General features: G+C 66.1%; 11 protein-coding genes. 5 read left to right on the top strand and 6 right to left on the bottom strand.

Features of this window, described 5'->3' with window-relative positions; translation table 11 throughout:
• Positions 1-176 precede the first annotated feature (176 nt).
• Positions 177-1,016: a DUF5995 family protein gene (locus ACWDTI_RS23800; RefSeq protein WP_449740603.1), complete on the bottom strand. Its 840-nt coding sequence runs from the start codon at positions 1,014-1,016 to the stop codon at positions 177-179.
• Between the two features lie 234 nt (positions 1,017-1,250).
• On the opposite strand from ACWDTI_RS23800, the gene ACWDTI_RS23795 reads away from it, so the two are divergent.
• Positions 1,251-2,996 (top strand): acyl-CoA dehydrogenase family protein, encoded by a 1,746-nt coding sequence (locus tag ACWDTI_RS23795; protein ID WP_449740602.1) that lies wholly within the window; start codon positions 1,251-1,253, stop codon positions 2,994-2,996.
• Between the two features lie 221 nt (positions 2,997-3,217).
• Here ACWDTI_RS23795 and ACWDTI_RS23790 read toward each other — a convergent pair whose 3' ends face one another.
• From ACWDTI_RS23790 to ACWDTI_RS23780, 3 genes are all read right to left on the bottom strand, one after another.
• The gene (locus ACWDTI_RS23790) at positions 3,218-3,922 is read right to left on the bottom strand and encodes an SDR family NAD(P)-dependent oxidoreductase (protein ID WP_449740601.1); all 705 of its coding nucleotides are present in this window, start codon (positions 3,920-3,922) and stop codon (positions 3,218-3,220) included.
• Positions 3,919-5,877, bottom strand: coding sequence for an APC family permease (locus ACWDTI_RS23785; RefSeq protein ID WP_449740600.1), 1,959 nt, complete (start codon positions 5,875-5,877; stop codon positions 3,919-3,921). Before ACWDTI_RS23785 ends, ACWDTI_RS23790 begins: the two co-directional genes overlap by 4 nt.
• A 205-nt stretch (positions 5,878-6,082) precedes the next feature.
• Positions 6,083-7,027 (bottom strand): LysR family transcriptional regulator, encoded by a 945-nt coding sequence (locus ACWDTI_RS23780; RefSeq protein WP_449740599.1) that lies wholly within the window; start codon positions 7,025-7,027, stop codon positions 6,083-6,085.
• A gap of 154 nt (positions 7,028-7,181) precedes the next feature.
• Between ACWDTI_RS23780 and ACWDTI_RS23775 the strand changes: the two genes are divergently transcribed.
• The 3 genes from ACWDTI_RS23775 (at position 7,182) to ACWDTI_RS23765 (ending at position 10,974) form a co-directional block, all read left to right on the top strand.
• Complete coding sequence (locus ACWDTI_RS23775) at positions 7,182-8,483, top strand: flavin-containing monooxygenase (protein ID WP_449740598.1); 1,302 nt, start codon at positions 7,182-7,184, stop codon at positions 8,481-8,483.
• A gap of 321 nt (positions 8,484-8,804) precedes the next feature.
• Entirely contained in the window at positions 8,805-10,181 is a 1,377-nt protein-coding gene (gene gdhA, locus ACWDTI_RS23770) for an NADP-specific glutamate dehydrogenase (protein ID WP_449740597.1), read from the top strand.
• Between the two features lie 31 nt (positions 10,182-10,212).
• Positions 10,213-10,974, top strand: coding sequence for an SDR family NAD(P)-dependent oxidoreductase (locus ACWDTI_RS23765; RefSeq protein WP_449740596.1), 762 nt, complete (start codon positions 10,213-10,215; stop codon positions 10,972-10,974).
• Positions 10,975-11,191: 217 nt separating this feature from the next.
• Here the strand turns inward: ACWDTI_RS23765 and ACWDTI_RS23760 are convergent, their stop codons facing one another.
• Together ACWDTI_RS23760 and ACWDTI_RS23755 are read right to left on the bottom strand one after the other, a co-directional pair.
• On the bottom strand, positions 11,192-11,395 hold the full coding sequence (locus ACWDTI_RS23760) for a hypothetical protein (RefSeq protein WP_449740595.1): 204 nt from the start codon (positions 11,393-11,395) through the stop codon (positions 11,192-11,194).
• A gap of 21 nt (positions 11,396-11,416) precedes the next feature.
• Positions 11,417-11,851: a hypothetical protein gene (locus ACWDTI_RS23755; RefSeq protein WP_449740594.1), complete on the bottom strand. Its 435-nt coding sequence runs from the start codon at positions 11,849-11,851 to the stop codon at positions 11,417-11,419.
• A gap of 309 nt (positions 11,852-12,160) precedes the next feature.
• Here ACWDTI_RS23755 and ACWDTI_RS23750 point away from each other — a divergent pair, with 309 nt between their 5' ends.
• Positions 12,161-13,291 (top strand): XdhC family protein, encoded by a 1,131-nt coding sequence (locus tag ACWDTI_RS23750; RefSeq protein WP_449740593.1) that lies wholly within the window; start codon positions 12,161-12,163, stop codon positions 13,289-13,291.
• The last annotated feature ends 5 nt before the right edge of the window (positions 13,292-13,296 follow it).

The raw sequence follows: 13,296 nt of genomic DNA, 5'->3' as shown, positions 1-13,296 counted from the left end.
CCGTGACGTGAGAATCGACGTGGTCACGGACAGATGCGGCATGTCGGGCACGCGGGAGTGCGCCACTGGCGACTCCGGCGACGTCTCACAGGCGCCGAAGGCCGCGCAGCGCGCGAATCAATGACATGTCCGACGTCATCCCACGGAGGGTGCTCGGGCGCAAGCGACACGACGACCTACAGGGCCTGCACCGCGAGATCGACGGAGTACCACGTTGCCCGTATCCCGGCGTCGGCCGCTGCGCGAAGGCTCGGATTCTGCAGTGCCAGGCCGTTACCGAAGTTGACGACGTTGAATCCGCTGAAGCCGGCAGTGGTGATTCCGTTGCCGGACAATGCATTGAGCGCGGGGCCGACGGCGTTGCCGAACACCGCAGTCGTTCGGTCGACGATGACGTCGGTGTTGCGCCCGATGGTGTCGAGGACGGTGAAGTAGTCGCGTGCGTTGGCGGGCCGCGTGCCGATCGCAGCGACGGCGAGGGGCATGTCGACGGTGAAGTGTGCGTTGTATCCGGCCATCGCGACGCGTCCGAGCGATACCCGGCAGTCGTGGGCCAAGGCGAAGTGCCGTGCCCAGCGGGGTTCGACATGGCCGGAGTCGAACTCGCCGTGCAGGTTCACCAGGAACTGGCTCATCACGGCAATGCTGAGCCGGTGCGCGTAGCCGGGGTTGTCGAACGCCGACTCTCGGCGCTGCAGCGGCAGCACCGCCTGTTGTTCCAGGGCATCTAGGCCGAGGGCGAATGCTGCACGCCAATCCCTGTGGTGGGCAAGGATATCGGTGATGGTGTGCAATCGGGCCGCGGTGGCTTCCAGTCGTGGCAGAGACGGTCCGATCGGCAGGGTGGTGAGGTCGGACAGGCGGACGATCTCGGATACCTCGGTGGCGGTGAGTGGTTCGCCGCACGCGGAGCGTGCCCTCGTCGTGGGAGCGCCCGACGCAGGTTGCGTCGTCGCGAGAAGGGCCACCACGGCCGCGCCCAACAGGACAATGAGGCGAACGAAGATGCTGCGCACAGGACGATGATGCGCCGTGCTGCGGTTGCATGCGCCCCGATCTGGCATCGCGGCATCGGTGCCTCGAGTTCGCGATATCGGGTTGGGGTCGCACAAACGAGCGGCGGCCTGGCGGTGGTCGCCACCGTCGTCGGGCATTGCCTGAATCGCTGCAGGACGGGGCGGACGGAATCGTCCGTGCCGGGTGTGGCCATTCGGCACGGACGACACGCCCGTGCCAAGTAGAACTGAGGTATGGGACACACCGACGGCTTGCTCTTCGACCCGAAAACATACGACCCGCAGCAATTCGACGACGAGACCCGCCGGTTGCTGCGGGCGACGATCCAGTGGTTCGAGGACCGTGGCAAGAACCGCACCCTCGCCGACGATCTGTCCGCACAGTGGCCCGCCGATTTCGTCGACTTCGTGAAACGCGAGAAATTGTTCGCGACGTTCCTCACGCCGTCGGAGTTCGCCGACGGCAACCCGCACAAGCGTTGGGACGCCACGCGTAACGCCGCACTCGCCGAGATCCTGGGTTTCTACGGGCTGACCTACTGGTACATCGAGCAGGTCACGATCCTCGGTCTCGGGCCGATCTGGCAGAGCAGCAACGTCGACGCCCGACGTCGGGCGGCACGCGACCTCGAAGCCGGGGAGGTGATGGCGTTCGGGCTGTCCGAGCGCGAACACGGCGCGGACGTCTACCAGACCGACCTCGTCCTCACCCCGGCCGACGCCGAGGATCAGGCGAACGGCATCCTCTTCCGTGCGTCGGGGGAGAAGTACTACATCGGAAACGGCAACGTCGCGAGCATGGTGTCGGTCTTCGGGCGGCGCGGGGACATCGACGGCAACGACGCATACATGTTCTTCGCCGCCGACAGTCGCCACGAGAACTTCCATCTGATCGACAACACCGTGCACATGCAGATCTATGTGAGCACGTTCCGTCTCGACGACTATCCGGTGCGCGCCGAGGACATCCTGCACACCGGTGTCGAGGCGTTCGCGGCGGCGTTGAACACCGTGAACGTCGGCAAGTTCAACCTGTGCAGCTGCACCATCGGGATGACCGAGCACGCGTTCTACGAGTCGATCACCCACGCGCACAACCGCATTCTCTACGGCAACCCGGTCACCGACTTCGCGCATGTGCGAGCGATCTTCGTCGATTCCTACGCGCGGCTGGTCGCGATGAAGGCGTTCAGCCGCCGCGCGGTCGACTACTTCCGCAGCGCGAGCCTCGACGACCGGCGCTACCTCCTGTTCAACCCGATGACCAAGGCCAAGGTCACCATGGAGGGCGAGACCGTCATCCGCGGTCTGCACGACGTGATGGCCGCCAAGGGGTACGAGAAGAACACCATGTTCCGCGAGGTGTCCCAGCTCATCGGGTACCTGCCCCGGCTGGAGGGCACCGTGCACGTCAACGTCGGCCTGATCCTCAAGTTCATGCCGAACTACATGTTGAACCCGGCAGCCTACCCGGAGATCCCCACCCGCGACGACCCCGCCGACGACGTCTTCTTCTGGAATCAGGGGCCGACCCGTGGCGCGGCGAAAATCCAGTTCGCCGACTGGACACAGGTGTACGAGAAGCATGCCAGCATTCCGAACGTCGCCTGCTTCTACGATCAGGCGCAGGCATTCCGGCAACTCCTCCTGACCGCGGCCCCCGACGCCGAGCAGCAGCAGGATCTGGATTTCCTGCTGACCATCGGTCACCTCTTCTCGCTGATCGTGTACGGCCAGTTGATCCTCGAGCAGAGTGCCCTGACCGGACTCGACGAGGATCTGATCGACCAGATCTTCGACTTCCAGGTCCGCGACTTCAGCGCGTATGCGATTGCGCTGCATGGAAAGACGGCCTCGACGCCGGCGCAGCAGGAGTGGGCACTGGATTCGATCCGCAAGCCGATCGGCGATGCCGAGCGATTCAACCGTGTGTGGGAGCGGGTCGCGGCCTACTCCGGCGCGTACGAGATGAACCCATAGGCGTCCTCCGTCATTCGCGATGCCGGGCGGTGACGATCGCCGCGTTGGCGCACGTGATGCACAGCATGCCGATCCATATGTGACGAGCGGGAAACTCGTACATCGCAACAGAATTACTGGACATCATCCGAGGTGCGTACGCTGCCGACTGACATGCGGCCGCGCCCGAGCGCATTGCGGGGCCGACACCCGTCGACCCCGCAATGTGTTTGATCGGCCGCTCAGCGGATGACGTCTCCGCCCGAGAGCACCACGGTCTCGCCGGTCATGAAGCCGGCGTCGGTGCTGCCGAGGATTCTCACCCACTGCGCGATCTCGCGCGGCTGGGCAACCCGGCCGAGGGGGATCGCAGCAGCCGCTGCCTCCATCCGTCCGGTCGCCTTGTTCCCAGGGGTGTCCACCCATCCGGGGGCAATACCATTGACGCGAATTCCCTTGCCGGCCAACTCGAGAGCCATTGACTTGGTCAGCATCACGACGGCGGCCTTCGACGCACCGTAGAGCAGCTGGCCGGGCGAGACGGTGAAGGCGTCGACCGAGGCGAAGTTCACGATCGCCGCCCCTGCCGTCATGTGCGGTACCGCAGCGGACGCCACATTCACGACGCCCAGCACGTTCACGTCGAAGATGAGCCGGTAGGTCGCCTCGTCGTAGGTGTCCAGCGTGGTGGGTGGGTACACGCCGGCGACGTTGGCCACCAACGCTATTGACGATCCGGTCGCCGCGACACGAGCGTCGACGGCCGCACGGACGGCGGCCCCGTCGGTGACGTCGACGCCGACGGTCTCGACCTTGCCGTCCCCTGCGGGGTAGCTGGTCTCGGTCCGGTCGAGGGCGAGTACGTCGTAGCCGGATTCGGCGAGCAACTCCGCGGTGGCGCGACCCATTCCGCTTGCTGCTCCGGTGACGATGGCGATTCCGGTCATTTGCTGTCCACTTCCTTGATGTCGATACGTGCAGTGTCGGCGACGATCTCCAGTTCCTCGTCGAGGCTGGCGTTCTCGGCGGAGATGATGGCCTCGGCTTCTGCCTTGGCGGTGTATTCGGCTGCCAGAGAGGTCATCTCGGGCACCTTGAAGCCGGTCTTGAGTGCCCAGTAGTAGGCGATCAGGCCGACCACCATGGCCGAGACGGTGTCGAGGGGGAAGCCCAGCAGCGGGTCCTTCATCGGTCCGTACTCGCCGATCGCCGAGACGGTCAGCTGGCCAAGGAGCAGGAACACCAGCCAGTAGCCGCCGCGGAGATGGCGCACACCTTCGTCAGCGGTGAGCAGTCGCAGCCCGACCAGGAAGGCGACGCACAGGACGATCGTGCCGACGAGATACTCGGCGAGTTGTCCGTTGTTGCGCAGGCCGGTGTCCGGCGTGGCCAGGACGAACCCGCTGCGTGCGGCGATGATGACCCAGCCGATCAGGAACGCGACGCTCAGAGCGGCGGCCGGTCTGCGGCGGGTCCAACCGCGATACGAGGAGAAGCAGACCGCGTAGACTGCGAGGGCACCCAGCAGAATCGTGATCAGGTTGACCAGGGTGATGAACCCGCACCAGTAGATGATCAGCGACGCGGCGACAAATCCCGCGGGCGCAAGCACATTGGCGGCCGGCAGCTTGAACGGCCGGGGCAGGTCGGGTGCGGTGCGGCGCATCACCATCAGCGCCACGGATGCCGCCAGAGTACTCAGCACCAGCGCAGAGCTGATGAAGCCGACCAGGCGGTACCAACTCGGTGCCGGGGCGAAGAACAGACAGCCGACGACGAAGGCGACGATGGCCGACACCGCGGGGACACCGTGGCGATTCATCTTGGTAAGGGCCGCGGGGAAGTACTTGTTGATCGCCAGTCCGTAACCGACGCGGGCGCCGCCACCGAGGTAGAGGTAGCCGGCCGCGCTCGGCGACAGGATGGCATCGATCAAGAGCATCGTCACGAACGCGCCCAGCAGTGCGTAGCCCGAGGCGTGCAGGGCGGCGCTCAGCGGACCGTCGGCCCACGAGCTCTGTGCCAGCCCGGCCCAGTCGCCCGGCGCCACCTTGGCGTCGGACCAGTTGATGGCGCCGAGGAAGGCGACCTGCAATCCGATGTAGATCGTCATGGGGATCAGCACGCAGCCGATGGTGCCGAGCGGGATGTTACGGCTCGGCTTCTTGACCTCACCGGCGAAGTCGATGACCCCGCGGAATCCCATGAGCGCGAACGCGATACCGGAGGTCGCGACGGCCTGGAACATGGAACCGGCGCCGGAGTGGCCCTCTCCACCGTTGCCGAAGAAGCCGTACTGGGTGAAGTTGGACCACTCGAGAACCGAGAACAGCAGCAGGAACGTCGCGGTCGGAATGATGATCTTCCACCAGGTGATCCAGCGGTTCGCCTCACTGAGGAGCTTCACGCCGAACAGATTGATCAGCAGGAAGATCACCATGAGCACCAGTCCCACCACAATGCCGCGCGGCCAGGAGAGCATGGACACGCCGTCGCGTGTGGTGAGCAAACCCAGGCCGGGGAACACGCCGCCGACATAGGTGATCGCGGCGATGGCCTCGATGGCCGGGAGCGACACGTTGGCGAGCCAGTACGACAAGCCCATCAGCCAACCGGTCAGCCCGCCGTGGGACAGGTACGGGTAGCGGACGATGGCGCCGCTGAACGGCAGGGCGGTGCCGACCTCCATCCAGGCCAGCGCGATCAGCAGGGTCAGCAGGCCGCCGATGATCCACGAGATCACCGCCGACGGTCCGGCGATGCCGGCGGCCGCCAGCACGGCGAAGAGCCAGCCGGAGCCGATCTGGCCGCCGACGCCGATGAACATCGCGGCCTGCAGCGACATTCGGCGTTGGAATCGGGTGTCACTCGCGTAAGTGACCGGGGGACTGGAGGTTGTCATGGCGTGTGCTCCTGGAGGTCTACCTGCTCAGGTGGGGGTGAAGGCATCCGACGTCGGATAACTCGAAAGTCTGCGGCGCCCGATACCCCCGGTACATGGGCAACATTCGGGAGCCGCTCAAGGGTTTGACTATAAGGCCAGGTCGTGATGTATCCCAGGTCACATTGCTGTGGTGTTACATCTTCAAATCCCCAGTTGGGGGCGCCTACGAGGACCGGCTCGGTACCTGTCCGCAGGGGATGTCGGCGAGTAGTTGGCGGGCGAGCCGGATCATGATCGTGGTCGCCGGGGAGAGCGTCGCATAACGGCGGGTGATGAACGCGAAGCTTTCCGGCAATGCCGGTGACAGCGGCGCCCAGTGTAGGTGTTTGGTGGCGCCAAGGACTTCGGCGACGGCGTGGGTGACGATCGTGTCTCCTACGCCCCGTCGTGCCAGTTCCAGTGCGACCGTGGGTGATTCGACCTCGATGACGGGACTGATCGTGACCCCGGCGGTCTGGGCCATGGCGAGCAGTTGGCGACGGGTCGGGTCCATCTCCCGCCACTTGGAATCCGGCAGGATCAGATCAGCCGCAGCGATCTCCTCGATCGTCATGGGGTGGTCGGCGCGCGTCCGGTCTTTGGTCAGATACACCGCATCCGAGGTCCATTCGAGTTCACCGATGTCCAGGCCTCGGTCGTCGACCGGCAGGGCGACCAGACCCGCCTCGAGCTCTCCCTCCCGTACCGCATCGGCGATCTGGACCGAGTTCAACTCGACGATCCGTACTTTCACCAGCGGGTAGAGCGCACGGAAGTTCGCCACGAGATCGGTGTGCAGCAGCAGGTGCGCGCTGCTGAATGTCCCGAAGGCGACACTGCCGCCGGTGAGGGTGCGGACCGGGTCGACTGCGGCGGCCGCCTCCTCGGCCGCGGCGATGGTGCGTTGCGCATGCGGCACGAGCATGCGGGCGGCGTCGGTGAGGATCAGTTTGCGGTTGGTGCGCACGAACAGCGACACCCCGAGATGGTTCTCGAGCCGCCGGATCTGCTCCGACAGACTCGGCTGGGCGATGAAGTTGGCTTCTGCTGCCGCAGACAGCGAGCCGTGCTCGACGGCGGACAGGAAATAGGCGAGCTGCTGCAAAGTGACGGGGGTGGTGGCAGACATCGAGACCCTCCGTTCCAGCACAGATGCATTCACTCAAGGATAAACCTTGAGTCGATGTCGTGATCTCGGTATGGACGAGAGCATCGAAACGTCGCGAGACTTGTCACATCGGCCGGCCATCAGGGAAAGGCCCGAGAAGACAAGGAGATTCACCATGACCCGCTATTGCGTCATCGGTGCCGGGGCTGCCGGCATCTCGGCGGTACACCAGTTGCGTTCCGCCGGCCACGAGGTCGAGTGCTTCGAGAAGACCGACCGGGTCGGCGGCCACTGGCACACCGACTACGACGCGCTGCATCTGATCACCTCGCGGGACATGACCCACTTCGAAGACTTCCCGATGCCCACCGAGTACCCCCACTTCCCGCGCCGCGACCAGGTTCGCAACTACATCGAGTCCTACGCGCAGAGCACCGGGCAGTACGACCTGATCAACTTCAACACCGAGGTCGCCTCGGTCACCCCGATCGACGCCGGTAACGGTCAGGTCGGGTCGGCCGGCTGGCGGGTGGTCACCTCCCGCGGCGACGAGGGTGTGTTCGACGGCGTGCTGGTTGCCAACGGTCACCTCTGGGACGCCAAGATCCCCTCGGTTCCAGGCACTTTCGCGGGCACGCAACTCCACTCCAGCGAATATCAGAACACCGGCGACGTCGCGGGCACGCGCGTGCTCGTCGTCGGCGCCGGCAACTCGGCATGTGATCTCGCGGTCGACGTCGCCCAGCACCGCCTCGAAGCCGACATCGTCATCCGCAAGGGTGTCTACTTCCAGCCCAAGATGTACTTCGGCGTTCCGCGCCAGGAAGTCCCGTTCCTCTCAGGGTTCTCCGCCGACGAACAGGATCTGCTCGCCTGTCTGTTGGCGCGGGTGTCCATCGGCGAGAACCACAACTATCCCGGCCTGCCCGATCCCGAGGTCCGCACCCTGGCCGACGGCGCGACCACCGTCAACGACCTGCTGCTGTACTGGATCCACCATGGACGCGTGAACGTCCGCCCGGGCATCGAGCGCTTCGACGGCAACACCGTGCACTTCAGTGACGGCACCGCCAAGGACTACGACACCATCCTGTGGGCCACCGGCTTCAACGTGTCGCTGCCGTTCCTCGACGACAGCCTGGTCACCTGGCGCGACAACGTCCCGGTCCGCTACGCCGGCGGCATACTGCCGGAAGGCGTCGAGAAGTTGTACTTCGTCGGACTCATCGCCCCTCGCGGTCCGCAAATCCCCGTCTACGGCGTGCAGGCCAAGCTGATCGCCCGCATGATCGAACTGCACAACGAGGCCGGCCCACGCGGACTCGCGCTGACCAACTACTTCTCCACCGTCCAGGACCCCGAACTCCGCGTCGACATCGTGCGCGCCATCTGGAACGACCAGATGGCCGACACCGAACGGCTGCTCACCGCCTTGGCGGTCTCCTCCTCGCTCGAACGAGACACCACCAGCGTCTAAACGTAAGCGCACGTAGGCCCGCGAGCGCCCCCCTCCTGCTGATCGAGTAAGCCCGCGAGCGCCAGCGAGCGAGCGCATCGAGATCGACGCGCACAGGATCTCGATGCGCTCGTCGCTAGCGCTCCTCGCTTTCTCCCCGGATCGAGTAAATGAGGAGCTTGCGACGAATGCATCGAGATCGATCAGCGAAAATGGCTGCCACTCTTCGGATCAGCCCGCGAGCGCTCAGCGGTGGGCAAGCAGCGTTGAGGCACGTCTCCTCGGATCGCGCTCGAAAGTGACACCGCCGCCACCCCTCCCACCGTAAGGACCTCCGAACAGATGACCGCCATCTACTCCCCTATCCGCTCGGACGAGGTTGCCGAGCACATCTCCGCAGTGATCTCCGCCGTACACCGTCGCAGTCCCGGCGAAGCGGTGTTCCACCAGGCGGTCGACGAAGTGCTGACCGCGCTGGCGCCGGTGCTCGACCGCCATCCCGAGTACATCGACGCCCGGATTCTCGAGCGGCTGTGCGAACCCGAGCGGCAGGTGCTCTTCCGTGTCCCGTGGGTCGACGACCGTGGCCGGGTTCAGGTGAACCGGGGCTACCGAGTCGAATTCAACAGTGCTCTCGGACCGTTCAAGGGCGGCTTGCGATTTCACCCGTCGGTCGATCTGGGAGTCATCCGATTCCTCGGGTTCGAACAGATCTTCAAGAACGCACTCACCGGTCAAGGGATCGGTGCCGGCAAGGGCGGCAGCGACTTCGACCCGGCGGGCCGCTCCGACGGCGAGGTCATGCGCTTCTGTCAATCCTTCGTCACCGAGCTCTACCGGCATCTCGGCGAGCACACCGACGTCCCCGCCGGCGACATCGGCGTCGGCGTGCGTGAGCTCGGATACATGTTCGGCCAGTACAAGCGGATCGTGAACCGCTTCGAGGCCGGCGTGCTCACCGGCAAGGGTGTCGGCTGGTCGGGCTCGCACGCACGGACCGAGGCCACCGGCTACGGCGCCGTGATCTTCTTGCGGGAGATGCTTGCGACCCGTGGTCTGTCACTGGACGGCCGGCGTGCGGTGGTGTCCGGATCGGGCAACGTCGCGATCTACGCCATCGAGAAGGCACACGAACTCGGCGCCACCGTGGTCGGCTGCTCGGATTCCTCCGGGTATGTCGTCGACGACGCCGGCATCGATGTAGCACTGCTCAAGGAGGTCAAAGAGATTCGCCGCGACCGCCTTTCGGCGTACGTCGCGGAACGTCCGTCGGCGCGATATGTCACCGTCGGCTCGGTGTTCGACATCCCGTGCGAGGTGGTCCTGCCCAGCGCGACACAGAACGAGCTCGGCGCCGATCACGCCGCCACCCTGATCCGCAACGGCGTGACCGCGGTGTCCGAGGGCGCCAACATGCCGTGTACCGCCGCGGCGGTCGCCACCTTCCGTGAGGCCGGCGTGCTCTTCGCACCGGGTAAGGCGGCCAACGCCGGCGGTGTGGCCACCTCCGCGCTCGAGATGCAGCAGAACGCCGCCCGCACCTCGTGGACCTGGCACGAAACCCAGGACCGGCTCGACGAGATCATGTGCGACATCCACGGTCACATCCGGGAGACCGCCGGCAGCTACACCGCCGACCCCGACGACTACGTCTCCGGCGCCGCAATCGGCGGATTCACCCGGGTCGCCGACGCCATGCTCGCGCAGGGCGTCGTCTGATCCAACTACTCGAATACGAAAGGTACACAGCATGTCCGCAGCCTTGCAGCAGATCTCGAATCGACTCTCCGGACGGGTCGCGCTGATCACCGGCGGCTCCCGCGGCCAGGGCGCCGCCCACGCACTGCGCCTGGCCACCGAAGGCGCGACGGTCTACATCGCCGACGTTCTCGACGATGACGGGCACCGCACCGCCGAGGAGTTGCAGGCCAAAGGACTCGAGGTCGGCTATCTGCACCTCGATGTCACCTCGGTTGCCGACTGGAAAGCCGTGCGCGACACCATCTCCACTGCACATCGGCGTCTCGACATCCTCGTCAACAACGCCGGGATCGTGCACGTCACGCCCATCGCCGACGAGACGCCGGAGGCGTGGCACAAGGTACTCGAAGTGAACCTCACCGGGGCCTTCCTCGGGCTCCACGCGATGATTCCCCTGCTGCGCAAAGGCAACCGATCGTCGGTGGTGAACACCTCGTCGATCTTCGGACCGTCCGGGGCGGTCGGCTATGCCGCCTACGCCGCGAGTAAGGCCGGGATGCTGGGCCTGACCCGCACCGCCGCACTGGAACTCGCCGACGACGGTATCCGGGTCAACGCGCTCGTACCGGGCGGGGTGTCCACTCCGCTCAACGCCAACGAACCGGGTACCGGCGTGGTCCCGGAAACCCCCATGGGCCGCCGCGCCGATGCGGCCGAACTCGCGGCCGCGGTCGCCTATCTCGTCAGTGACGACGCGAGCTTCGTGACCGGCACCGAACTCGTCGTCGACGGGGGCTTCCGCGCCCGCTGACCAATCGACCACGCCACGCCCACATCGACCCCGCCCGCCGTGGAACCCCTTGCGCCTGCGGCGGGCAGTCCCATCGCAGCCCATGGCGGATGGTGGTCACGGCAACGCGATCACGCTTCCGTCCTCGATCCTGTCCGGGATCACCGCGAGTGTGCCGAGCGGAGTCCAAGGCTCGGTGCGGTGAGGACGCGGCCGGTCGATCCGGGCGATGGCCAGGTCATCCGCGCTCGCACAGTTCGCCTGCCGCATCGACGTTCTCGGCTTTCTTCAGCAGCACCGGTAACGCGGCATCGCCGAGCGGGATGCAACTGTCGGCACTTGCGACTCGCGCGATGCCACCGCGAAAATCGTTCTTCACCAACGCCTTGACGATCCTCTGGCCGATGTTGCCCGAACGGCGGGTCTCGTCGATGACCAGCACTCTGGCCCATGCCGGGATTGCTCAGTGGTCGTCACAACCGGGGCACAGGCCGCTGGCTGTGAGCTGAAAGCCGCAGCCGTTGGGGCATAGCCTCGACTCGCGCTGCGCCCGACGACCTCCGGTTCGGCGGTCGAGATCGCCGTGTTCGGGGTGCGAGACCATCCAGCCGCCGCCGGGCTGGGAACTCTCTCGGATCATGTCGGCCCCCGCCCCCACCCGCCGAGCCTCGTCCTCGTCGACGAAGCGATTCGTGAAGCCATAGTGGATACGGAGTTCACCGCGTCCGTCCCGTCGGATTGCCGCGATGTAGCGCTTGTCGCCGTCATCGACGAACCGGTAGTCGGAGATGCCGATGGTGTCGGTGATGTGCCGGATGAACTCGTGGTTGTCAACCGGGAAGCGCGCTTTGGTAAGCGCGGAGGCCAGAGATTCGGTGTGGTCGTCGGTGGTGCACATCGCTTCCGAGGGTACGGGGTGGGTCTCGATGCGCCGGGCTCGCTGCGCTCGCTCGGCTTACTCGACCAGCGGGGGATGGGCCGGGCTGGCTGCGCTCGCGCGACCAGCGGGGGGTGGGCGGGGTGGCTGCCCTTGGTCGGCTCCCGACCAGATGGGTGCTCTCCCTTGGCCGCCGCGGATAAGGTCACCCTTACTTCAGCGAACACTGAGGTTCGGCTTGACGCCCCGCGAATCGGGCGCAGACTGGACGATGTCACCACCATGTGACGCGTGGCACACCGGTGTGTCCGTCGAGTCGAGGATGTGTAGATGCGAGATGTCCTGCCCACGCTCGTCGAGCAATGGCGCAACGGCGAGACGGTCGGGCTGACGACCGTTGTGACGACGTTCGGCTCGGCACCCCGGCAACCGGGTGCTGCGGCCATCCGCTCGCCTGACGGCAGTGTGCTCGGGTCGGTGTCGGGTGGGTGTGTCGAGGGCGCGGTCTACGAAATGGCCGGTGAGGTCATGGAGTCGGGCACACCACAATCCGAGCGTTATGGGATCGCCGACGATGACGCGTTCGAGGTCGGACTCACCTGCGGCGGCATCCTCGACGTCTTCTGTGAACCCGTGTCGCGGGAGACCTGGCCGGAGCTCGGCGATCTCGCCGACGCCGTGACGGGTCGGCAGCCGATCACCGTGGCCACCGTGATCGCCAGTACCCACCCGGGCGCGCGAGTCGGCAGCCACCTCACCATCACTCCCGACACCGTCGCCGGCACCCTCGGCGATGCGAATCTCGACCGGGTCGTCGCCCAGGATGCGCGCGGCCTGCTGGACCTGGGGGAGTCGTCGACCCTCCGATACGGTCCCGACGGACAGCGCATGGGCGATGACATCACCGTGTTCGTCAATTCGTTCGCGCCGTCGCCGCGCATGATCGTGTTCGGCGCCGTCGACTTCGCGGCCGCCGTCGCCGAGGCGGGCGCATCGCTCGGCTATCACGTGACGGTGTGCGACGCCCGCAGCGTCTTCGCCACCCGGCCGCGCTTTCCCGGAGCCCATGAGGTCGTCGTCGACTGGCCGCACCGCTACCTGCGCGCCGAAATGGCTGCCGGCCGTGTCGATTCACGCACCGCGATCTGCGTGCTCACCCACGATCCGAAGTTCGACGTTCCGGCGCTGCAGGCGGCGTTCGAGACACCCGAGGGCGTCTACATCGGCGCGATGGGGTCGCGACGAACCCACGAGGACCGGCTGCGTCGGCTGCGCGAGGTGGGTGTCGCCGACACGGACCTGGCGCGGCTGCATTCGCCCATCGGCCTCGACCTCGGTGCGCGCACACCCGCGGAGACGGCGGTGTCGATCGTCGCCGAGATCATCGCCACCCGACGAGGCGGCAGCGGCACCAATCTGACCGGGCTCGCCGATCGCATCCACCCAGAGGTCATCCGGTAATCCCG

This window comes from Gordonia sp. NPDC003424 (assembly GCF_053588655.1).
This window is presented reverse-complemented; position numbering and strand designations above follow the sequence as displayed.

Coding starts and splice junctions, on each gene's coding strand:
- ACWDTI_RS23780 (WP_449740599.1), bottom strand. CDS start 7,027: ATGTCTGCCACCACCCCCGTCACTTTGCAGCAGCTCGCCTATTTCCTG.
- ACWDTI_RS23755 (WP_449740594.1), bottom strand. CDS start 11,851: ATGTGCACCACCGACGACCACACCGAATCTCTGGCCTCCGCGCTTACC.
- ACWDTI_RS23765 (WP_449740596.1), top strand. CDS start 10,213: ATGTCCGCAGCCTTGCAGCAGATCTCGAATCGACTCTCCGGACGGGTC.
- ACWDTI_RS23750 (WP_449740593.1), top strand. CDS start 12,161: ATGCGAGATGTCCTGCCCACGCTCGTCGAGCAATGGCGCAACGGCGAG.
- ACWDTI_RS23790 (WP_449740601.1), bottom strand. CDS start 3,922: ATGACCGGAATCGCCATCGTCACCGGAGCAGCAAGCGGAATGGGTCGC.
- ACWDTI_RS23795 (WP_449740602.1), top strand. CDS start 1,251: ATGGGACACACCGACGGCTTGCTCTTCGACCCGAAAACATACGACCCG.
- ACWDTI_RS23775 (WP_449740598.1), top strand. CDS start 7,182: ATGACCCGCTATTGCGTCATCGGTGCCGGGGCTGCCGGCATCTCGGCG.
- gdhA (WP_449740597.1), top strand. CDS start 8,805: ATGACCGCCATCTACTCCCCTATCCGCTCGGACGAGGTTGCCGAGCAC.
- ACWDTI_RS23785 (WP_449740600.1), bottom strand. CDS start 5,877: ATGACAACCTCCAGTCCCCCGGTCACTTACGCGAGTGACACCCGATTC.